This window comes from Vibrio sp. CUB2 (genome assembly GCF_001557945.1).
Lineage (GTDB): Bacteria > Pseudomonadota > Gammaproteobacteria > Enterobacterales > Vibrionaceae > Vibrio > Vibrio owensii.
The window spans coordinates 21,700-43,629 of sequence record NZ_LNRB01000019.1; the positions used below are offsets into that span (position 1 = coordinate 21,700).

At 46.0% G+C, this 21,930-nt stretch carries 27 protein-coding genes; 17 read left to right on the forward strand and 10 right to left on the reverse strand.

What is annotated here, in order from left to right; genetic code table 11:
• Positions 1-102: 102 nt before the first annotated feature.
• Positions 103-519, reverse strand: coding sequence for a ribonuclease E inhibitor RraB (rraB, locus tag ATB78_RS23205; protein ID WP_005432867.1), 417 nt, complete (start codon positions 517-519; stop codon positions 103-105).
• 584 nt (positions 520-1,103) lie between these two features.
• On the opposite strand from rraB, the gene arcA reads away from it, so the two are divergent.
• The 6 genes from arcA to ATB78_RS23235 all read left to right on the forward strand — a co-directional run bounded on the left by arcA (position 1,104) and on the right by ATB78_RS23235 (position 5,735).
• Positions 1,104-2,324: an arginine deiminase gene (gene arcA, locus ATB78_RS23215; protein ID WP_061010710.1), complete on the forward strand. Its 1,221-nt coding sequence runs from the start codon at positions 1,104-1,106 to the stop codon at positions 2,322-2,324.
• A 157-nt stretch (positions 2,325-2,481) separates the two neighbouring features.
• Positions 2,482-3,486, forward strand: a complete 1,005-nt coding sequence (locus tag ATB78_RS23220) for an ornithine carbamoyltransferase (protein WP_061010712.1) — start codon at positions 2,482-2,484, stop codon at positions 3,484-3,486.
• Between the two features lie 69 nt (positions 3,487-3,555).
• Complete coding sequence (locus ATB78_RS30320; protein ID WP_005432831.1) at positions 3,556-3,681, forward strand: hypothetical protein; 126 nt, start codon at positions 3,556-3,558, stop codon at positions 3,679-3,681.
• An 89-nt stretch (positions 3,682-3,770) separates the two neighbouring features.
• Entirely contained in the window at positions 3,771-4,700 is a 930-nt protein-coding gene (gene pyrB, locus ATB78_RS23225; RefSeq protein WP_061010714.1) for an aspartate carbamoyltransferase, read from the forward strand.
• A gap of 17 nt (positions 4,701-4,717) precedes the next feature.
• Complete coding sequence (pyrI, locus tag ATB78_RS23230; protein ID WP_009707632.1) at positions 4,718-5,179, forward strand: aspartate carbamoyltransferase regulatory subunit; 462 nt, start codon at positions 4,718-4,720, stop codon at positions 5,177-5,179.
• Positions 5,180-5,345: 166 nt separating this feature from the next.
• Positions 5,346-5,735, forward strand: a complete 390-nt coding sequence (locus ATB78_RS23235; RefSeq protein WP_005432832.1) for a RidA family protein — start codon at positions 5,346-5,348, stop codon at positions 5,733-5,735.
• A gap of 85 nt (positions 5,736-5,820) precedes the next feature.
• On the opposite strand, the gene ATB78_RS23240 is transcribed toward ATB78_RS23235, so the two are convergent.
• The 8 genes from ATB78_RS23240 to mlaF all read right to left on the reverse strand — a co-directional run bounded on the left by ATB78_RS23240 (position 5,821) and on the right by mlaF (position 11,273).
• Positions 5,821-6,546, reverse strand: a complete 726-nt coding sequence (locus ATB78_RS23240; protein WP_061010716.1) for a 1-acylglycerol-3-phosphate O-acyltransferase — start codon at positions 6,544-6,546, stop codon at positions 5,821-5,823.
• A gap of 147 nt (positions 6,547-6,693) precedes the next feature.
• The gene (gene murA / locus ATB78_RS23245; protein ID WP_061010718.1) at positions 6,694-7,959 is read right to left on the reverse strand and encodes a UDP-N-acetylglucosamine 1-carboxyvinyltransferase; all 1,266 of its coding nucleotides are present in this window, start codon (positions 7,957-7,959) and stop codon (positions 6,694-6,696) included.
• Between the two features lie 9 nt (positions 7,960-7,968).
• Positions 7,969-8,223: a BolA family iron metabolism protein IbaG gene (ibaG, locus tag ATB78_RS23250; RefSeq protein WP_005432865.1), complete on the reverse strand. Its 255-nt coding sequence runs from the start codon at positions 8,221-8,223 to the stop codon at positions 7,969-7,971.
• A 3-nt stretch (positions 8,224-8,226) separates the two neighbouring features.
• On the reverse strand, positions 8,227-8,547 hold the full coding sequence (locus ATB78_RS23255) for a lipid asymmetry maintenance protein MlaB (protein ID WP_039987857.1): 321 nt from the start codon (positions 8,545-8,547) through the stop codon (positions 8,227-8,229).
• Positions 8,547-9,185, reverse strand: coding sequence for a phospholipid-binding protein MlaC (mlaC, locus tag ATB78_RS23260; protein WP_005436387.1), 639 nt, complete (start codon positions 9,183-9,185; stop codon positions 8,547-8,549). Before mlaC ends, ATB78_RS23255 begins: the two co-directional genes overlap by 1 nt.
• A 3-nt stretch (positions 9,186-9,188) precedes the next feature.
• Positions 9,189-9,686 (reverse strand): outer membrane lipid asymmetry maintenance protein MlaD, encoded by a 498-nt coding sequence (gene mlaD, locus ATB78_RS23265; protein WP_005436386.1) that lies wholly within the window; start codon positions 9,684-9,686, stop codon positions 9,189-9,191.
• Between the two features lie 2 nt (positions 9,687-9,688).
• Positions 9,689-10,480 carry a lipid asymmetry maintenance ABC transporter permease subunit MlaE gene (gene mlaE, locus ATB78_RS23270; protein ID WP_005436385.1) on the reverse strand — a complete coding sequence of 264 codons (792 nt, stop codon included), beginning with the start codon at positions 10,478-10,480 and terminating at the stop codon, positions 9,689-9,691.
• Positions 10,470-11,273, reverse strand: a complete 804-nt coding sequence (gene mlaF, locus ATB78_RS23275; protein WP_038896979.1) for a phospholipid ABC transporter ATP-binding protein MlaF — start codon at positions 11,271-11,273, stop codon at positions 10,470-10,472. The genes mlaE and mlaF overlap by 11 nt, the downstream gene beginning before the upstream one ends.
• Before the next feature lie 399 nt (positions 11,274-11,672).
• On the opposite strand from mlaF, the gene ATB78_RS23280 reads away from it, so the two are divergent.
• From ATB78_RS23280 to mgtE, 11 genes are all read left to right on the forward strand, one after another.
• On the forward strand, positions 11,673-12,638 hold the full coding sequence (locus ATB78_RS23280; protein WP_009707637.1) for a calcium/sodium antiporter: 966 nt from the start codon (positions 11,673-11,675) through the stop codon (positions 12,636-12,638).
• A gap of 35 nt (positions 12,639-12,673) precedes the next feature.
• Positions 12,674-13,645, forward strand: a complete 972-nt coding sequence (gene kdsD / locus ATB78_RS23285; protein ID WP_005436381.1) for an arabinose-5-phosphate isomerase KdsD — start codon at positions 12,674-12,676, stop codon at positions 13,643-13,645.
• A 90-nt stretch (positions 13,646-13,735) separates the two neighbouring features.
• Positions 13,736-14,299 (forward strand): LPS export ABC transporter periplasmic protein LptC, encoded by a 564-nt coding sequence (lptC, locus tag ATB78_RS23290; protein ID WP_005436380.1) that lies wholly within the window; start codon positions 13,736-13,738, stop codon positions 14,297-14,299.
• Positions 14,280-14,774 (forward strand): lipopolysaccharide transport periplasmic protein LptA, encoded by a 495-nt coding sequence (lptA, locus tag ATB78_RS23295; RefSeq protein ID WP_005432860.1) that lies wholly within the window; start codon positions 14,280-14,282, stop codon positions 14,772-14,774. Before lptC ends, lptA begins: the two co-directional genes overlap by 20 nt.
• 1 nt (position 14,775) lies before the next feature.
• Complete coding sequence (lptB, locus tag ATB78_RS23300; protein ID WP_005432855.1) at positions 14,776-15,501, forward strand: LPS export ABC transporter ATP-binding protein; 726 nt, start codon at positions 14,776-14,778, stop codon at positions 15,499-15,501.
• 50 nt (positions 15,502-15,551) lie between these two features.
• The gene (locus ATB78_RS23305) at positions 15,552-17,027 is read left to right on the forward strand and encodes an RNA polymerase factor sigma-54 (RefSeq protein ID WP_005442216.1); all 1,476 of its coding nucleotides are present in this window, start codon (positions 15,552-15,554) and stop codon (positions 17,025-17,027) included.
• Positions 17,028-17,051: 24 nt separating this feature from the next.
• Entirely contained in the window at positions 17,052-17,339 is a 288-nt protein-coding gene (gene hpf, locus ATB78_RS23310; RefSeq protein ID WP_005432838.1) for a ribosome hibernation promoting factor, read from the forward strand.
• A gap of 2 nt (positions 17,340-17,341) precedes the next feature.
• Complete coding sequence (ptsN, locus tag ATB78_RS23315; RefSeq protein ID WP_020195889.1) at positions 17,342-17,788, forward strand: PTS IIA-like nitrogen regulatory protein PtsN; 447 nt, start codon at positions 17,342-17,344, stop codon at positions 17,786-17,788.
• Positions 17,789-17,802: 14 nt separating this feature from the next.
• Positions 17,803-18,666, forward strand: coding sequence for an RNase adapter RapZ (gene rapZ / locus ATB78_RS23320; RefSeq protein WP_061010721.1), 864 nt, complete (start codon positions 17,803-17,805; stop codon positions 18,664-18,666).
• Positions 18,667-18,668: 2 nt separating this feature from the next.
• Positions 18,669-18,944, forward strand: a complete 276-nt coding sequence (locus ATB78_RS23325; protein WP_005442213.1) for an HPr family phosphocarrier protein — start codon at positions 18,669-18,671, stop codon at positions 18,942-18,944.
• Positions 18,945-19,110: 166 nt separating this feature from the next.
• A complete protein-coding gene (mgtE, locus tag ATB78_RS23330; protein ID WP_005432861.1) occupies positions 19,111-20,466 on the forward strand; it encodes a magnesium transporter in 1,356 nt (451 codons plus the stop codon).
• Positions 20,467-20,549: 83 nt separating this feature from the next.
• On the opposite strand, the gene pmbA is transcribed toward mgtE, so the two are convergent.
• Positions 20,550-21,893, reverse strand: a complete 1,344-nt coding sequence (pmbA, locus tag ATB78_RS23335) for a metalloprotease PmbA (protein ID WP_061010723.1) — start codon at positions 21,891-21,893, stop codon at positions 20,550-20,552.
• Positions 21,894-21,930: the final 37 nt, after the last annotated feature.

Below are 21,930 nucleotides of genomic sequence, written 5' to 3' on the forward strand. Positions count from 1 at the left end.
AGACAAACTCAATGAGAATTATTTATCGTCATCGGCGGTTATCATTTTCAAGGCACAAAAAAGCCAGCGATAAACGCTGGCTTCTTAGATTGAATAAGAGGATTACTCTTCGTCTTCATCATCTTCTTCAGGGTAAAGCGCATCTTCGCCTTCGTAGTAAGTACCCCAACCGTCGTAAATGATGTCGTATTTTTCTGCAAGATGAACCAGTTTCTCAACCTGTGCATCAATCGCTTCTGCGTTTAGTGCAGATTCCATTGTTGCATCACAACAAAGCAGTTTGTTGCCGTCTTCATCTTCTGTTTCTTCAGCTTCAAGAACTTCAAAGCCCATCTTGAACGCTTCAACAACCGCTTTTTCTAGCGTGTCGAAGTCTTCAGCAAATAGGTGGTGCTCGATTTCGTATAGTGAATCTGGATCGCTGCCGTCTTCTAGCAATGCTGCAATGATATCGCGAGTCTCTTCCTTTTGAATCTCAATTAATTCTTCTACTGATAGATATTCATCTTCGTGAGACATGTTTTGGCTCCAGATTAGTTACTTGATGGAAACACTATACTCTAAACTGAGTACGTTAATGCGGTGAAATATGGCACGGATTGCGATGAAAAGCCACAAACAAACACCAAACTGCGGTGATTCTTGATGATAATTTTTGCTCGTAAATCTAAACCCCGCTCACAGAAACAAAAAATTAACAAAAACGGCTAATCTTTAATATTCAGAAGATCCTAATCGAACCTAAGACGAGTAATTTTAGGCTTGTTTGCGTGTTTATGATCTTGGAGTGAATACAGCAACGGCTCGGTAATTCTGACCTAACGAATAAAAGAAAGCTAAAAAATGCATATTTCAGAATGGTTATGCACTTTTTATGCGCTATTGATGTATGACTCCTTTCTCGAACGAAAGAGAATAAAAACGCACTTTTTAGAACTCATGAACAAACAACAAAATATAGAATTAAAATACACCGAGGGATTATTTACAAAATATAACGCCAAAAAACGATATTTTTGCAATATATAAGCAAAGTTCCAGGACTTGCATCTTTGCATCAAGCTTGTCATAACTAACGGCTGGAATATTTGTAAGGATGCAAAATGAGTAAGCTGTACGTTGGATCAGAAGTTGGTCAACTAAGACGAGTTCTATTAAATCGCCCAGAGCGTGCCCTCACCCACCTAACGCCATCGAACTGCCATGAGCTACTGTTTGATGACGTATTGGCGGTCGAAGCGGCTGGTGAAGAACACGATGCATTTGCGCGCACACTGCGTGAACAAGATGTCGAAGTACTACTGCTTCATGATCTGCTGGTTGAAACCCTTACGGTTCCAGAAGCAAAGCAATGGTTGTTGAATACTCAGATCTCTGACTTCCGTTATGGTCCGACTTTCGCTCGTGATTTGCGTCAGTACTTCGCAGAGATGGATGATGAGCACCTAGCAAGCATTCTTCTTGGTGGCTTGGCATACTCCGAACTGCCAATCAAATCTTCATCAATGCTGCCGAAGATGAAGCGCCCACTGGATTTCGTGATCGAACCTCTGCCTAACCACCTCTTTACCCGTGACACGTCATGCTGGGTATACGGCGGCGTTTCTCTTAACCCAATGATGATGCCTGCACGTCAACGCGAGACCAACCATCTGCGCGCCATTTACCGCTGGCACCCAACCTTCGCGGGTCAAGACTTCATTAACTACTTTGGTGATGAAGACCAGCACTACGACAATGCTAACGTTGAAGGTGGTGATGTACTGGTTATCGGTAAAGGTGCGGTTCTAATTGGTATGTCTGAGCGCACAACCCCGCAAGGTGTAGAAAACTTAGCGGCAAGCCTGTTTAAATCTGGTCAGGCGAAAGAAGTGATTGCTATCGACCTACCAAAACACCGCTCGTGCATGCACCTTGATACGGTCATGACGCACATGGATGTAGACACTTTCTCGGTATACCCAGAGATCATGCGTAAAGATTTAGATACTTGGCGCCTAACACCTAAAGGCAACGGTGAAATGCATGTCGAAGCATCACACAACTATCTGCATGCCATTGAATCGGCACTTGGCTTAGACCAATTGAAGATCATCACAACCGGTGGTGACAGCTACGAAGCTGAGCGAGAGCAATGGAACGATGCCAACAACGTACTGACGGTGAAGCCTGGTGTTGTGATTGGTTACGAACGTAACGTCTACACTAATGAGAAGTACGACAAAGCTGGCATTGAAGTCCTGACTATTCCGGGTAACGAGCTTGGTCGCGGTCGTGGTGGTGCACGTTGTATGAGTTGCCCAATCGAACGTGACGATATTTGAGAAACCTCTCCCACCAAATAAAACTAATTGAGACTAAGGTTGATGTGAATGCATCAACCTTTTTTTGTTTTTAATTAAAATAATTATTCACAATAAAAGCATTTATATGTTTTAATGCTTTTATTCTTTATCAACCAAACGACCTAAGGGACGAGCTATGGCTTTCAATCTACGTAATCGCAACTTTTTGAAGCTATTGGACTTCTCAACTAAAGAGATCCAGTTTTTGCTCGAACTGTCTGCAGAGCTGAAAAAAGCTAAATATGCAGGAACAGAGCAGAAGAAACTTCAAGGTAAAAACATCGCACTAATCTTTGAGAAATCTTCTACTCGTACCCGATGTGCGTTTGAAGTCGCGGCCTTTGACCAAGGCGCTCAAGTCTCTTACATCGGTCCTTCTGGCTCACAGATCGGTCATAAAGAATCGATGAAAGATACCGCTCGTGTTCTTGGTCGTATGTACGATGGCATCGAATACCGTGGCTTTGGTCAATCGATCGTTGAAGAGCTTGGTACTTATGCTGGTGTACCTGTCTGGAATGGTTTAACGGATGAATTTCACCCTACCCAAATCCTTGCGGACTTCCTGACCATGCAAGAGCACGGACGTGGGAAACAACTGCATGAGATGACCTTTGCTTACCTTGGTGATGCTCGCAATAACATGGGTAATTCACTCATGGTTGGCGCAGCAAAAATGGGCATGGACATCCGCCTTGTAGCGCCAAAAGCGTTCTGGCCAGAAGAAGCATTAGTGACAACTTGCCAAGAAATTGCCCAACAAACCGGCGCGAAAATCACGCTCTCTGAAAACGTTCAAGAAGGCGTCAAAGGCTGTGACTTCTTATACACCGACGTTTGGGTCTCGATGGGTGAGTCTGCTGAGGCTTGGGATGAGCGTGTTGCGCTGATGACACCTTACCAAATCAATATGGATGTGATTAAGCAAACGGGCAACCCTCATGTGAAGTTCATGCACTGCCTGCCAGCCTTCCACAACGATGAAACGACTGTGGGTAAAGAGGTAGCAGAGAAATACGGAATGAAAGGGCTTGAAGTCACCGAAGAAGTGTTTGAGTCTGAATACTCTATCGTATTCGACGAAGCCGAGAACCGCATGCACACAATTAAAGCCGTGATGGTGGCAACGTTAGGTAGCTAAACCAAAGCATTAAAAATGGTAACAAAAACCATGATGTAATCGCTTGCGCTCACGAAAGTTAAGCGTATAATGCTCGGCAATTTGTCTGAGGATTACGAAATGACCACGCCGATTGCTGACGTAAAAACGCGATTTGCTCTAGCTAAGCGACTACGCTTACGTGCTGTTATTTTCGTTAATTCTATTGAATTTTAAAACCTCCCCAATTGGGGAGGTTTTTTTATGTCCGAAATTCCATCAGGGTAATTTTGGGGATAGTCACCACTGTTATAGGGAAGAAGATCATGGCGAACTCGCTTTACCAGAAGCACATCATCTCTATTCCAGAGCTTTCACGTGAAGAACTGGAACTGATTGTAGAAACTGCAGGTCAGCTAAAAAAAGAACCTCGTCCAGAACTGATTAAAAACAAGGTTGTAGCGAGCTGTTTCTTTGAGCCATCCACACGTACTCGTCTGTCATTCGAAACAGCGATTCAACGTATCGGTGGCGATGTTATTGGTTTTGATAACGGTGGTAACACCTCTCTGGCGAAAAAAGGCGAGACGCTGTCTGACTCAGTTCAAGTGATCTCTTCTTATGTCGATGCATTCGTGATGCGTCACCCTCAAGAAGGCACAGCGCGCTTGGCGTCTGAGTTCTCTAACGGCGTACCCGTTATCAACGCTGGTGATGGCGCAAACCAACACCCAACGCAAACTCTACTCGACCTATACACCATCGCGGAAACACAAGGTCGTCTAGACAACCTGAACGTTGCGTTCGTTGGTGACCTAAAGTACGGCCGCACCGTACACTCATTGACGCAAGCATTGGCGAAGTTCAATAACATCCGTTTCTTCTTCGTTGCACCAGAAGCACTTGCGATGCCAGATTACCTATGCGAAGAGCTAGATGAAGCAGGTATCCAGTACAGCCTGCACACAGATATGGAAAGCGTGATTCCTGAGCTAGACATTTTGTACATGACTCGCGTACAGAAAGAGCGTTTCGATGAATCAGAATACGCACACATCAAGTCAGCTTACATCCTAACAGCGGCACTACTAGAAGGTGCACGTGAGAACTTGAAAGTGCTGCACCCACTGCCACGTGTGGATGAGATCACCACAGACGTCGACGTCACACCACACGCTTACTACTTCCAACAAGCAGAAAACGGCGTTTACGCACGCCAAGCTTTGTTGGCACTGGTTCTTAACGAAACACTGTAATCGAGGGAGAGAATAACATGGCTAAAGAAACTCAATTGCAGGTTGAAGCAATCAAAAACGGCACAGTAATCGACCACATTCCAGCACAAATTGGTATTAAGGTGCTGAAGCTGTTCGATATGCACAACTCTTCTCAACGCGTAACCATCGGTCTGAATCTGCCTTCATCGGCACTCGGTCATAAAGACTTGCTGAAGATTGAGAACGTGTTCATCAACGAAGAGCAGGCAAACAAGTTGGCACTTTACGCACCACATGCGACCGTAAACCAAATCGAAAACTACGAAGTTGTGAAGAAGCTAGCGCTGGAGTTACCAGAGCAAGTTAAAAACGTGTTTGAATGCCCAAACACTAACTGCATTACCCACAACGAGCCAGTTGCAAGCAGCTTCCAAGTGTTCGAGAAGAAGGAAGAAATCCGTCTGAAGTGTAAATACTGTGAGAAAGTATTCGCACGTGAGATCGTGACTGAGCGTTAATTTCTCGCTTCGATTCTTGCTAACGATAAATTGACTGATACCCCGCGAATGCGGGGTATTTTGCTCTTTACGTGCTTCATGTTTAAAGGCAAACTGATTCTTCTTAAGAACGCTCAAGATACTTGAGCAAACTCTTTATTCCCCCTAAACAGATGGAACAATTCAAATGACGAAAGTACTTCACACTGAGTCTGCACCAGCAGCAATCGGTCCTTACGTTCAAGGCGTAGATCTAGGCAACATGGTTCTAACGTCTGGCCAAATTCCAGTAAACCCAGCGACAGGTGAAGTGTCTGCAGACATCGCAGAGCAAGCTCGTCAATCTCTAGAGAACGTAAAAGCTGTTGTTGAAGCATCAGGCCTGAAAGTGACTGACATCGTTAAAATGACAGTATTCGTGAAAGACCTAAACGACTTCGGTACAGTGAACGAAGTTTACGGCAAGTTCTTCGATGAGCACGAAGTAGCAAACTACCCTGCGCGTTCTTGTGTAGAAGTAGCTCGTCTGCCTAAAGATGTAGGTATCGAGATTGAAGCAATTGCAGTTCGCAAATAATTGCACTTGCTGACAAGCATAAAAAAACGGGTAGCTCAGGCTACCCGTTTTTTATTGTCTTTTTGTAATGATATCGCAGTAAAACTTAAGCAGCGTTGCGCTGTTTCACTTCTTCATCCAACTCAACCAACTTCTCTTTCATTTGCTCACGGCAAATATTCGCTAGCTCACGTACGCCTTCTTTACCGTAACCTTCAGAGCTAACTGGTGGCAGCATCTCAATGATCACATGACCATTGTTCCAGCGGTTGAATTTGATATGGTCTGTCGAACTACACACGATTGGAATGATTGGCACTTCTGCACCGATAGCTGCATGGAATGCACCAGTCTTGAATGGCAGTAAGCCACGGCCGCGTGAACGTGTACCTTCTGGGAACATCCATACTGAAACATCACTGTTTTTGATGCTGTCCACGACTTGGTCGATAGTGCCTTTTGCTTTAGAGCGGTTTGCACGGTCAATCAAGATGTTACCTGTTAGCCAGTAAAGCTGACCAAACAACGGCATCCACGCTAGGCTCTTTTTACCTACTGTTACCACTTTTGGTGTTACTGCAGAAGATACAGTGAAAAGGTCCCAGTTGTTTTGGTGGTTAGCAATGTAAACATGCTGACCGCGAGAGTACGCATCTTCCGGAAGACGCAGCTCAAGCTTGATACCAAATACGCGCGACATCTTGCCGAATAGACGACCAAAGGTGAACACGTGCTTAGGGTTTCGAGGGCTTAGTAGGCAGTAACCACAACCACCAATAAACATCACAATTGCGAAAATTGCGACAGCAAATACACGTAACAGTGCAATCATTGTTGTTCTCCAGGAACCGGCTTTGCGCCAGCTACAGCTATTATTGTCTCTTTGAACATAGTCATGAACTATGACAGAAAGCGCGATATAAAAAAGCCGAAACCTGAGTTTCGGCTCTCTTCATATCTAGGTCAACTGCGATGCAGTTTAACCTGCCTCACTCACGCGCTCAATATTTGCGCCAAGTGCAGACAGTTTATTTTCGATTTTGTCGTAACCGCGGTCGATGTGGTAGATGCGATCAACGATGGTTTCGCCTTTTGCGATACAACCTGCAATCACCAAACTTGCCGAAGCTCGTAGGTCAGTTGCCATCACTTGTGCGCCACTTAGAGAATCTACGTCGCCACAGATAACCGTATTACCTTCGATATCTGCTTTCGCGCCCATACGCATCAATTCTGGTACGTGCATGAAACGGTTTTCAAAGATAGTTTCAGTGATCACGCCGCCGCCTTTCGCCATCATGTTCAATAGCGTGAATTGCGCCTGCATGTCAGTAGGGAAACCTGGATGCGGAGCCGTGCGAATGCTTACTGCTTTCAGCTCACGGCCAGTCATATCAACAGAAATCCAGTCTTCACCAGTTTCTACTAATGCGCCCGCTTCTTCTAGCTTCGCCAATACCGCTTCTAGCAGATGTGCATTGGTGTTGCGACATACAACTTTGCCGCCAGAAACCGCTGCTGCAACTAGGAAGGTACCGGTTTCGATACGGTCAGCCACAACGCTGTGCTTACCACCACCTAGACGCTCAACACCTTCGATAGTGATGGTATCTGTACCCGCACCAGAGATTTTTGCGCCAAGTGTGTTTAGGAAATCTGCAGTATCAACGATTTCAGGCTCGCGCGCTGCGTTGTCTAGCGTTGTTGTACCTTCAGCAAGCGCTGCTGCACACATGATAGTGATCGTTGCACCAACACTCACTTTGTCCATCACGATGTGCGCGCCTTTCAGGCGACCATCGACTTCCGCTTTTACGTAACCATCTTCTAGTGTGATGGTTGCACCAAGCTGTTCTAGACCAGTGATGTGTAGATCAACAGGACGAGCACCGATAGCACAACCGCCAGGTAGAGAAACCTGACCTTGGCCAAATCGAGCTACAAGAGGACCAAGCGCCCAAATAGATGCACGCATGGTTTTTACTAAATCGTAAGGAGCACAGTATTCGTTGATACTGCTTGGATCGACATGAACGGAACCATTACGGCTTACTTTTGCGCCAAGACGCTTAAGCAGTTCCATGGTTGTGTCGATATCACGAAGGTGTGGCACGTTCGCCACTTCTACAGGCTCTTCCGCCAAGATAGACGCAAATAAAATCGGCAGTGCTGCGTTTTTTGCACCTGAAATGGTCACTTCACCAACCAGTGGTTTATCTGACCCAATAACTCGAAACTTTTCCATCAATAAACCTTAAAGCGACATTAGCTTCTTATCACGAGCCCACTCTTCTGGAGTGAACGCTTTGATCGATAGCGCGTGAATGTCGTTACGCTGGATGTAATCCATCAGAGGACCGTAAATTAACTGCTGCTTCTTAACGCGGCTCATTCCATCGAAACAAGCATCAACAGCAACCACCTCATAGTGGCTACCTTCACCTTTTACATGCACTTCTTGAAGGTTTAGTGCTTCTTCTAGTAACTGTTGTACTTTTGCGCTATCCACAATTTACCCCTGATAATTCTGTATATGTTTGGCCACTAAAGATTCAACGTTGCTCAGCTGAAACAAAGTGCGCAATTGCGCCGGCACGAAACTGAGCATTATATGACAGTTTTGCTTTTTTGCATGCTCTAATAAGTGGATTAACATCACCATTCCCGCAGAGTCAATGCGTTCAATCTCTTGGAGCGAGCATTCTAGCTCGGTTTGAGAAGGTTGCCATTGCTGTGCCACCGCCCACAATGCAGGCACTGTATCGCGATCCAGCGCCCCTGTAAGCTTAAGAAGGTCTGTTTGTAAATGCCACTGAGAATGAGACTGCGCCATTACTTTGCTGCCTCGAAGCGAATTGGCTGTGCTGCCAGTTTCTCTAAATCTTTTGCAACCGCAAGAATACCGTCTTGGCGAATCTGAGTATTCCACTCTGATTGCTTGCTCGATAGTAAGCTAATACCTTCTGCAACCATGTCGAATGCTAACCATTCACCGGTTTTCTTATCTTTACGCAGTTTGAACTCAAGTTTGATATTTGGACGCGGCGCGTCAATGATATCAACTTTGATGCTCGTAATGCGCTTAGAAGGGTCCAGTTTTGGCTCAGGGCCAAATTCAATTTGTTGATCCGTGTACTGTGTTAACACTTGCGCGTATGAAGTCACCAAGTAAGCGCGGAATGCTGTGATGAATTCACCCACATCTTCACGCTTCGCCCCTTTCAAGTTTGGACCAAGCAGTTTCAATGCCGCATAGCGATCGTTGACGTAAGGCATCAGCTCTTCTTCAACAATGGTTTTGAGCAAGTTTGGATCTTGTTTGATTTGCGGCTGCTCGTTTTTCAGACGCTCGAACGTCACTTCAGCAACCTGCTTCATCATTGAATATGGCTGAGTTTTATCTACTTCAGCTGCCACTGCGCCAAAAGCAGTAAACGCCGCTACGAATGAAAGTAATAGTCTAGAAAACATGGGTTATTCCTTACTCGTGTCACCAGAATCGCCTGAGCCACCAATGCTGTACAGTACCTGACCAATCAGGTCTTCTAATACTAATGCAGATTTGGTGTCTTCGATGGTATCACCATCAACAAGCATTTCTTCATCGTCAAAAACAAAGCCCGGAACCAAGCCAATGTACTGCTCACCAATCAATCCTGATGTCAAAATTTGCACACTAGAAGTCTCAGGGAACTGGTTGTACTGGCTGTTAATCGACAAGCTCACGACCGGTAATAGGCTATCAGGGTTAAGTGTAATGTTACTTACACGACCGATAACAACGCCACCAACTTTCACTGGAGAGCGAACTTTCAAACTACCAATATTATCGAACTCGGCTTTCAGGGTGTAAGTATTGCCAGAGCCAATGCTTTTTACGTCAGCAACCTGAAAAATCATCACAAGAATCGCGCAAATTCCTGCTAATACAAAGCTGCCAACCCATAATTCTGTTTTACGTGTTTGTTGCATGATTAATTCCCAAACATCAATGCGGTCAGTACAAAGTCTAGTCCCAGTACTGCTAAAGAAGAATGCACAACAGTGCGCGTCGTTGCTCGGCTGATCCCTTCCGAAGTTGGAATAGCGTCATAGCCATTAAATAGAGCGATCCAAGTAACGGTAATCGCGAACACGATACATTTGATCATGCTATTACCGATGTCTTGACCTAATTCAACCGAAGATTGCATCGCAGCCCAAAAGCTGCCGTGGTCTACGCCTTTCCAATCCACACCGACAATCTGAGCTCCCCAAATGCCAACCGCCATAAAGATCATAGCTAATAGAGGCATTGAGATAACACCAGCCCAAAAACGCGGTGCGATAACACGTTTTAGTGGATCGACGGCCATCATTTCCATACTAGAAAGCTGCTCCGTTGCTTTCATGAGTCCGATTTCTGCAGTCAGAGCAGAACCGGCACGACCAGCAAACAAAAGTGCGGTAACAACAGGGCCAAGTTCACGTAGCAACGATAGAGCCACCATTTGACCAAGGCTACCCTCTGCACCATAGTCCACCAGCACAACATAACCTTGCAGACTAAGCACCATACCGATAAACAAACCCGAAACGACGATAATCGCCAATGACTGAACGCCAACCGAGTAAAGCTGTTTAATCAGTAACGGAAAGTTTTTTATTGGCTGAGGTCGAGTCACCAAGGCGCCAATGAGCATTAAAGTCGCGCGACCAAACGCTTCACAGATGGCGAGCGTGCGTCTTCCCAATGAAGCGACAAATTGAATAAAGCTATCGGCCATCAAATAAGTCCTTTTCGATACTTTGAGCAGGGAAGCGGAATGGCACTGGCCCATCAGCTTCACCTTTTAAGAATTGCTGCACGCGAGGATCAGGGTTATCTCTCAGCTCTTGCGGCGTACCAAAGGCTATGATTTTGCCATCGGCCATCAAGTAAACCCAATCGGCAATACTCATCACTTCAGGAACGTCGTGAGAAACGACAATTGAAGTCAGACCTAGTGCTCGATTCAAATTACTGATCAATTCAACCAGCACACCCATGGTGATTGGGTCCTGCCCAACAAACGGCTCATCGTACATGATGAGGTCAGGGTCAAGTGCAATTGCACGCGCTAACGCAGCACGTCGCGCCATACCGCCAGATAACTCGCTAGGCATCAGCTTTGCCGCGCCACGTAAGCCGACGGCCTCAAGCTTTAGCAACACCATGGTACGGATGAATTCTTCAGAAAGTTCTGTGTGTTCACGTAAAGGAAACGCCACGTTGTCGAACACGTTCAAGTCAGTAAACAAAGCGCCCGACTGAAATAACATGCTCATTTTCTTTCGAGCGTGATAAAGCTTTTTACGAGATAGTGATGGGATATTGTCGCCATCAAACCAGATCTCTCCTTGCTCAGGATAAAGCTGCCCGCCTATCAGGCGCAGCAGTGTCGTTTTACCAATCCCTGACGGCCCCATAATGGCGGTCACTTTTCCTTTTGGCACATGCAAATCAACGCCATCGAAGATCTTGCGTTCGCCGCGTGAAAAAGTGAGATTGTTAACGGTAACTAAATCGTTGTTCGACATACTATCTCTTCTACTGTTTGTGAGCGGTTCTCACAGAGTTGCAATCCAACTCAACCCCGATTGTTTTCAAGATATTACGTCGAGAATATCCTAAAGTGACTTCGGTACACTTATTAGGCTGCAATCATAAGCACATTGAACGTTAATTAAAAGCACTGTTCAATTAAATAAAGCCCGCGAAATTCAAGCAATTCTTCATAAATTATGACGAAATGACAGGAAGGTGTTTATATCCCATGCCAGATTAACCGTATTCTGAACGACGAGTATATGAGCAACAATTAAACACAATTTCGTTACTAACCTTTAATTTATTTGTTGTTTATCTTCCATTTTTGGCCGCAAAAGGTCAAAATTAGCGGTTACTCATTTCACTTATTTTATTACTTAGGAATCATCATGCTCGAAGCCGTAGCGTTGCTTATCGTCGGTCTTGTTTTACTTGTTTGGAGTGCAGATAAACTTGTTTTTGGTTCTGCCGCTCTGGCCCGCAACGTCGGTATTTCACCTCTAGTGATCGGTATGACCATTCTAGCAATGGGCTCTTCGGCACCAGAAATGATGGTTTCTGCGACTGCAGCATGGGATGGCAAAACCGACACTGCTGTAGGTAACGTTCTGGGTTCAAACATTGCCAACATCGCTCTGATCCTAGGTATTACAGCCCTAATTAAACCACTTTCTATCAGTTCTGCCGTTATTCGTCGTGAGCTGCCTTTGATGATAGCAGTGACGGTTCTAGCGGGTATTTTACTTTGGGACAGTCATCTAGGTTTCTACGAAGGTGTACTGCTGTTTGTTTTGTTTGGTGGCTTCTTATTTGCCATGCTGCAAATCAGCCGCAAAGAACAAAAAGCGGGCGATGCTTTCGTTGATGAGCAAGAGTCTGAAGTTCCAGACGGTGTGAGCAACTCAAAAGCCGTTATGTGGGTAGTGATTGGCTTGATACTGCTTCCTTTGGCAGCAAGCATGCTGGTTGATAACGCCGTGGTTATTGCTAAGTACTTCGGCATGAGTGATCTCGTTATCGGCCTAACCATCATTGCCATTGGTACAAGTCTTCCTGAACTTGCTGCTTCTCTTGCTGGCGTTCTAAAAGGCGAAGACGACATGGCTGTGGGTAACATCATCGGCTCAAACGTATTCAATATTCTTGCGGTAATGGGCCTGCCAGGCATCATTAACCCTTCAACCTTGAGCGAATACGCAATGGGTCGTGACTTCTGGGTGATGCTAGGTGTATCTCTACTCTTGGTAGCGATGTGTCTTGGTAAATCACGCAGCATTAACCGCCTTGAAGGTGGCATCCTGTTTGTGTGTTTCTTGGCTTACCAAGTGTACCTATTCGCAAACATGGCCGCTTAATAACATAATAAGTAAAGACAAATTGGAGCACTGATATGTCCACTCAATTTGATTTTCGCGCTGCTGCTAAACAAGTTCTCGATATCGAAGTAACGGCCTTACAACAACTTGACCAATACTTTGACGCGCAGTTTGAGCAAGCTTGCGAATTGATTCTTTCCAATAACGGCAAAGTTGTCGTAATGGGCATGGGCAAATCAGGTCATATCGGCAACAAAATTGCTGCGACCCTTGCAAGCACTGGCACTTCAGCATTTTTCGTTCACCCTGGCGAAGCTGCGCATGGTGACCTAGGCATGATCAGCGCTGGTGACATTGTTATTGCGATTTCAAACTCGGGAGAGTCTCATGAGATTTTGTCTCTATTCCCAGTTTTGAAACGCCTGAACATCAAAATCATCAGTATGACAGGCAAGCCAGAATCAAATATGGCGAAACTGTCCGATCTGCATTTGCAAATTACAGTCCCTAAAGAAGCTTGTCCGCTGGGCCTTGCTCCGACAAGCAGCACAACAGCGACGTTAGTAATGGGCGATGCCCTTGCGGTTGCGCTATTGCAAGCTCGTGGTTTTTCAGCAGAAGACTTTGCCTTGTCACATCCTGGCGGTGCACTGGGAAGAAAATTGCTGCTTAAACTGTCTGATATAATGCACTTCGGTAATGCACTACCAAAAGTATCACCGGACGCTCTGATTCGTGACGCCTTACTCGAGATTTCTGAAAAAGGCTTGGGTATGACCGCTATTGTCGATGAGCACGATGCTATGCTTGGTATATTCACCGATGGTGATTTACGCCGTACTCTGGACAAACGCATTGATATCCATACCACAGCAATCGGTGATGTAATGACGAAGAACCCAACCACCGCGCACCCAGAAATGCTGGCTGTGGAAGGACTAAACTTAATGCAAGACAAGAACATCAATGCTCTGATCTTGTGCGATAACAATAAAATTGTTGGCGCACTCAATATGCATGATTTACTTAAAGCAGGCGTGATGTAAGATCGCGCCTCCAAAAGACTTAACGATTTGATTTAACAGATTAAGGCAATGGTCAGGGAAGTACTGAGCTAAGATAAAGGCCTTTATTTTATGAGTTTTACTCGCCTTATTTATTTGCTCTTGGTTTTTGTTGTCGCTTGGTGTGGTTATTACCTACTCACGCCAAAAGGTAATGAAGATATCCAAGTAGCACCAAATTTAGAACTGCCTATGTTCAGTGGTACTGGACTAGAAAATATCACTTATGGTGAAGATGGTGTCCGCAGTTACATCATCCGTTCCACCAACTTGGATCACTATGCCAAGAGTGGAGACACGATTTTTAAAAGCCCAACACTGATGGTTTACCGCGAAGGTAGCGTTGTGGAGTGGAAAGTTACTGCAACAAGAGCAGTACTAGATGAAGACCAAATTCTGACCTTGTACGACAAAGTACTTATGCAGAATCTATTGCCTGATGCGAGTTTCGACACCATGGCAACAGACAAACTGGTCATCAATCTAAGTAATCGTGATTTTAAAGCCGATCAACAAGTGATGTTGGTTGGACCGCAATTTGAAACTACCGGAGGCGCAATGCAGGGCAACTTAAAAGCTCACACTGCGACTCTGACTGATGAAGTTCAAGGTCGATATGAAACCGTTACACCTTAGCCTACTGGCATTGGTTTTAGCAGCGCCACAAGCGTTAGCACTTAAGTCGGATACTCAACAGCCGGTTTACATCAATTCAGACACCCAACAGGTGGACATGAAGAGTAACCAGGTCATCTTTAAAGGTGATGTATCGCTTAAGCAAGGTAGCATCAATATCGATGCTGATAGAATCGTTGTGACTCGCGATCCTAAGACCGAGTCTATCAAGCAGATCCAAGCATTTGGTAAGCCTGCTACGTTTTCTCAGTTGATGGACGATGGCAAAACGCTAAGCGGCCAAGCAACTGAGTTAGACTACCGCATCTCTACTGATGAATTGACCATGAAAGGTCAAGCGCAACTGGCACAAGACGGCAATACCATCAAAGGTTCGTCGATTCGTTACCAAATTGGTCAACAGAAGCTAGTCGCTGACAGCTCGAAGGATGAGCGCGTAACCACCATCCTACAACCGAACCAAATCGAGAACTAATATGGCAGTACTGAGCGCAAAGAACCTTGCGAAGAGCTACAAAAAGCGCAAGGTCGTTACCGATGTAAGTCTCGAAGTAGAGTCTGGCCAAATTGTTGGTCTTTTGGGTCCAAACGGTGCGGGTAAAACTACATCGTTTTACATGATTGTGGGTTTGGTGCCACGTGATGAAGGCACCATTACTATCGACAATCAAGATATCAGTATCCTTCCGATGCACAGCCGCTCACGTTTAGGTATTGGCTATCTGCCACAAGAAGCATCGATCTTCCGTAAGCTGTCGGTAGAAGACAACATCATGGCTGTTTTAGAGACTCGCCAAGAGCTTACTCGAGAAGAACGCCAAGATAAGCTTGAAGATTTGTTGGAAGAATTCCACATACAGCACATACGCACCAGTGCGGGTATGGCACTATCAGGTGGTGAGCGCCGCCGTGTAGAAATCGCCCGAGCACTGGCCGCTAACCCTCAATTCATTTTGTTGGATGAACCGTTCGCGGGTGTTGACCCAATTTCGGTTAACGACATCAAAAAAATCATTGAACACTTGCGCGATCGCGGCCTTGGCGTGTTAATCACTGACCATAACGTTCGCGAAACCTTGGACGTTTGTGAAAAAGCCTATATCGTAAGCCAAGGACACCTAATTGCATCGGGAACTCCGGATGAAGTTCTCAATAACGAACAGGTGAAACAAGTTTATCTCGGCGAACAATTCCGTCTATGATTACATTAGGAACGGTAAGATTCTGAGCATTACAAGGTAAGTAACACTGAATGAAACCTTCATTACAACTCAAGCTAGGTCAACAGTTAGCCATGACGCCGCAGCTGCAGCAAGCGATTCGTTTGTTGCAATTGTCGACGCTCGATCTTCAACAAGAAATCCAAGAAGCACTTGACTCCAACCCGCTACTGGAAGTTGAAGAAGGCCACGAAGAACCTCAAGCAAACGGTGAAGACAAATCAGCGTCTGAATCTGCTGATAACAGTGCGAACGAAGCCAACGATGCCTCAGAGCCCGATCTGCCAGACAGTTCAGATGTGATTGAGAAATCAGAAATCAGCTCTGAGCTAGAAATCGATACCACTTGGGATGACGTTTACAGCGCAAACACCGGCAGCACAGGCCTAGCGCTTGACGACGACATGCCTGTCTACCAAGGTGAAACTACCGAATCGCTGCATGACTACCTTATGTGGCAGTTAGATTTAACACCTTTCAGTGAAACCGACCGCACCATTGCCCTCGCCATCATCGATGCCATCGACGACTACGGCTACCTAACCCTTTCTCCTGAAGAAATTCACGAGAGCTTCGACAACGAAGAAGTGGAGTTGGACGAAGTAGAAGCAGTACGTAAGCGTATTCAGCAGTTTGACCCACTTGGCGTTGCTTCTCGCAACCTACAAGAGTGCTTGTTACTGCAACTGGCGACATTCCCTGAAGACACGCCGTGGCTTGCTGAAGCAAAGATGATTCTTAGCGATCATATCGATCACCTTGGTAATCGCGACTACAAGCTTGTTATCAAAGAGACTAAGCTTAAAGAAGCGGACCTGCGTGAAGTATTGAAGTTGATTCAACAACTTGACCCTCGCCCAGGCAGCCGCATCACACCTGATGACACTGAATACGTCATTCCGGATGTGTCCGTATTTAAAGATCATGGTAAGTGGACTGTATCCATTAACCCTGACAGCATTCCGAAACTAAAAGTAAATCAACAATATGCGCAACTAGGCAAAGGCAACAGTGCGGATAGCCAGTACATTCGCAGCAATTTGCAAGAGGCAAAATGGCTGATTAAGAGCCTAGAAAGCAGAAACGAGACGCTTCTCAAAGTTGCAAGATGTATTGTTGAACATCAACAAGATTTCTTCGAGTATGGTGAAGAAGCCATGAAACCAATGGTACTAAACGATGTAGCATTGGATGTGGACATGCATGAATCGACAATCTCTCGTGTGACAACACAGAAGTTTATGCATACCCCGCGTGGCATTTTTGAATTGAAGTACTTCTTCTCTAGCCATGTTAGTACAGACAATGGTGGAGAATGTTCGTCCACAGCAATTCGTGCTCTTATCAAGAAGCTGGTCGCAGCGGAGAATACCGCTAAACCACTGAGTGATAGCAAGATTGCTGCTCTTCTGGCTGACCAAGGGATTCAAGTCGCGAGACGAACGATAGCGAAATATCGCGAATCCTTGGGTATCGCCCCTTCAAGTCAGCGTAAACGCCTACTTTAAGGCACCAACTGAAAAGGAAAGTCTATGCAAATCAATATTCAAGGCCATCACGTTGATCTTACCGATTCAATGCAAGACTATGTTCAATCTAAGTTTCAGAAGCTCGAAAGGTTCTTCGACCACATTAACCAAGTCCAAGTCGTACTAAAAGTTGAAAAACTCAACCAAATAGCGGAAGCTACGCTCCACATCAATCAGGGCGAAATCCACGCGTCATCGAACGACGAAAGTATGTATGCAGCAATTGATTCGCTGGTGGATAAATTAGTTCGTCAACTTAACAAGCACAAAGAAAAACTAAACAGTCATTAATCATGCAATTGAGCGAGATACTGTCACTGGACTGCACCAAAAGTGCAGTCCATTGTACAAGTAAGAAACGTGCCCTAGAAATGATCAGCCAAATTGTTGCTGAGAACACGGGTCAAGATTCTACAGAACTGTTTGAGTGTATGCTCAGCAGAGAAAAAATGGGTAGTACGGGTATCGGCAACGGTATTGCTATCCCTCACGCAAGAATGCAATCTAGCGACAAAGCCATCGCCGTATTACTGCAATGTGACGAGGCGATTGAGTTTGATGCTATCGACAACCGACCTGTCGACCTTCTTTTTGCTCTTCTTGTTCCAGAAGAACAGTGCAAAGAGCACCTCAAAACACTATCCTCTATGGCAGAACGCCTGAGCAACAAGCAAGTGCTAAAGAGCCTGCGTAACGCTCAGAGTGATGAAGAACTCTACGACATTATGATTCATCAGTAATCAGGACGATCACCATGCGATTAATCGTTGTTAGCGGGCATTCCGGTGCCGGGAAGAGTGTTGCCCTGCGCGTACTAGAAGACTTGGGGTATTACTGTGTAGACAACCTACCAGTAAACTTGCTTGACGCGTTTGTTCAATCTGTATCAGAGAGCAAACAGAACGTTGCAGTAAGCATTGATATTCGAAACATTCCTAAGAAACTCAAAGAACTGAACACCACCCTAGAGAAGCTGAAAGCTGAACTGGATGTAACAATACTGTTCTTAGATGCGAATAAAGAAACGCTCCTTACTCGCTACAGTGAAACACGACGGATTCACCCGTTATCGCTTGGTAGTCAGTCATTGTCGCTTGATCAAGCCATTGAGCTTGAACAAGAGATCTTAATGCCACTCAAAGCACACGCTGATTTAGTGCTGAACAGCAGCGGACAATCTTTGCATGATCTCAGCGAAACGATCCGTATGCGTGTTCAGGGCCGAGATCGCAAAGACTTAGTCATGGTGTTTGAGTCATTCGGATTCAAATACGGCCTTCCTTCTGATGCCGATTACGTGTTCGATGTGCGCTTCTTGCCAAACCCACATTGGGAGCCTGCGTTGCGCCCACTGACTGGCTTAGATGCGCCAATCGGTGCTTTCCTAGAACAACACCAGTCTGTACTTGATCTTAAATACCAAATTGAGAGCTTCATTGAGACGTGGTTACCACTGCTAGAGAAAAACAACCGCAGCTACCTAACGGTTGCGATTGGTTGTACTGGTGGCAAACATCGCTCGGTTTATCTCACGCAAAAAATCGGTGAGTTCTTCGCTGATAAAGGCCATCAAGTACAAATTCGCCACACTTCATTGGAAAAGAACGTTAAGGAATAACGGTGGAAATAAGTCGTAAAGTATTGATCCAAAACCGCTTAGGCTTGCACGCCCGTGCTGCGGTTAAACTGGTAGAACTGGCGCAAAGCTTCGATGCGGTGATCACCATCGACAACGAAGAAGACAAAACCGCGACCGCAGACAGCGTCATGGGGTTGCTGATGCTGGAATCCGCCCAAGGACAATACGTGACTATCCACGCCACCGGCGATCAATCTGAGCAAGCCCTTGATGCGGTTTGTCATTTGATTGAAGATAAGTTTGATGAAGGCGAGTGATTCACTCGCTTTTTTATTATCTCTAGCCAGATATCCCACATAAGTTTCACCTCCTACTTAAATTCCGATAAATAATTTTGTCGACTTTCATAAGTTGTTATTAAAAGGTGCCTAGAATTAAGTTATTATTCAAAGCATTGTAAATATCAGGAATTGGGAGGAATGAATGGCAGAGCAAATAGAATTCGACCAAGCTCACCAAGCCCTCCAAGAAGTCACTGAAGCGCTGGAAAACGGCCGCTTCGTCCATGTTCGTCGCCAACTTCAGGACATGGAGCCTGAGGATATTGCCCACCTTTTAGAAGCCTCTCCGCGTAAAAGTCGTGAGGTTCTTTGGCAACTTACCGACCCAGAAGATTACGGTGAGATTCTTGACGAGCTAAACGAAGACGTTAAAGACAGTCTTGTGTCCAAAATGGCTCCTGAAGCGCTTGCAGAAGCGACAGAAGGCATGGACACCGATGACGTGGCTTACGTACTGCGTAGCTTGCCTGACGACGTCTCACGTGAAGTTCTCTCTCAGATGGACTCCGCCGATCGTCTGCGCGTTGAAACCGCCCTATCCTACCCTGAGGATACCGCAGGTGGACTGATGAACACCGACGTAATCACCATTCGTGGTGACGTTGATGTCGACGTAGTCCTGCGTTACCTGCGCATGAAAGGCGAACTACCCGAAGCGACCGATGCACTGTACGTGATTGATGATGACAGCAAACTGATTGGTGAACTGCCGATCACCACGCTGATCACCACGCAACCTGATGTCAAAGTCAGTGAAGTGATGGAAGACGCCGACGATGCAATTACTGTTGATACCAGTGACTCTGACGTAGCAAGCCTGTTTGAACGTCGTAACTGGGTATCAGCTCCGGTTGTGGATGAAAACCAGCATCTTGTCGGTCGTATCACCATCGATGACGTAGTCGACGTTATCCGTGAAGATGCTGAACACTCAATGATGAGTATGGCGGGTATGGACGACGACGAAGATACCTTCGCTCCGGTCGTTAAATCGGCGCGTAAACGTAGTATCTGGTTAGGTGCCAACGTACTTGCTGCACTTGCCGCCGCTTCAGTATCCAACATGTTTGAAGCCACACTCGATCAGATGGCAGCGATTGCCGTTTTGATGACCATCGTCCCTTCTATGGGTGGTGTAGCGGGTAACCAAACTGTAGCGCTTGTTATCCGAGGCTTAGCACTCGGTCATATCGGTGACTCGAACAAACGCGAACTCTTGATGAAAGAAGCCGCCATCGGCTTGCTGAACGGCATTATGTGGGCGCTGATCATCGGTGGTATTGTGGTTGCTTGGAAAGGTAACTGGATGCTTGGTGGGATTATCTCAGCAGCTATGCTAACCAACCTACTGGTGGCGGGGGTTGCTGGTGTTACCATTCCTATATTACTGAAGAAAATGAACATCGACCCAGCCCTCGCAGGTGGTATGGCGCTGACGACCGTAACCGATGTGATTGGTCTGTCGGTCTTCCTCGGTCTCGCAACCTTGATGATTTAGTCTTTCTAGTGAGCCGCTGATAACGAGCAATAAAAAAGCCTGATGAACACATCAGGCTTTTTCGTATCTAGCGGTTAGCAAGCTTATTCACCAGCAACCTTCATAGTATCCAACAAGATAGAACCCGTTTGGATTTGCGAGCGTGTTTCTACATCACTACCCACAGCAACAATCTGGTTGAACATGTCTTTCAGGTTACCCGCGATGGTAATTTCAGACACTGGGTATTGGATTTCACCGTTCTCGACCCAGAAACCAGCTGCACCGCGAGAGTAATCGCCAGTCACAACGTTCACGCCTTGCCCCATGGTTTCTGTTACCAGTAGACCTGTACCCAGCTCTTTAAGCATTTGCTCGAAGTTCTGACCGGTAGAGTTCACGTACCAGTTGTGGATGCCACCAGCGTGACCCGTTGGATCCATCTTCATCTTGCGAGCCGCATAACTGGTTAACAAGTAAGTAGCCAATACACCATCAGTAATGATTTCACGATCTTGTGTGTATACACCTTCACTATCAAATGGGCTTGAAGCCAAGCCACGTAGTACGTGTGGACGCTCAGAAATGTTGAACCACTCTGGCAATACTTGCTTACCAAGGTGATCCAATAGGAAAGAAGACTTGCGGTACAGGTTACCACCGCTGATTGCCATCACTAAGTGACCAATCAAGCCTGTCGCTACGTCCGCAGCAAACATCACTGGGTATTTGCCAGTCTTAAGCTTTTGCGCATCAAGGCGGCTGATGGTTTTCTCAGCTGCTTTGCGGCCGACCATTTTTGGTGACCAAAGATCGTCACGATGGCGAGCAACGGTGTAGCTGTAATCGCGTTCCATCTCACCGTTTTGACCTACACCAATCACACAACAGCTGGTGCTATGACGGCTCGATGCGTAGCTTGCTAGCAGGCCGTGGCTGTTACCGTAAACCTTAACGCCGTAGTGACTGTCGTAGCTCGCACCATCGCTTTGCTTAATCGCATCGCTGTAGTTCAGCGCTTCTTTTTCAGCAGCAATCGCAACTTGTGCAGCGTAATCTGGATCGGGTGCGTCTGGGTGGAAAAGGTCTAAGTCAGGCACCTCTTTCACCATGTATTCTTTTGGAGCGGGACCTGCGAATGGGTCTTCTGATGTGTATTGAGCAATATCTAGCGCCGCTAATACCGTTTGCTCAATAGCTGCTTCGCTCAAGTCAGATGTGGAAGCGCTGCCTTTGCGTTGACCACGGTAGACAGTAATGCCCAGTGCGCCATCGCTGTTGAATTCAACGTTTTCCACGTCACCCATGCGAGTGGAAACACTCAAACCCGTGCTCTTGGTGATTGCGACTTCAGCGGCATCAGACTTCGCCGCAGCGATTTCTAGTGCACGTGAAACGGCTTGTTCTAGCTCGGTACGTTGCTCAGCAACCTGCTGTTTAATATCCATTGTCTTTCACATCATGTATTCGATGTACAATAGAATA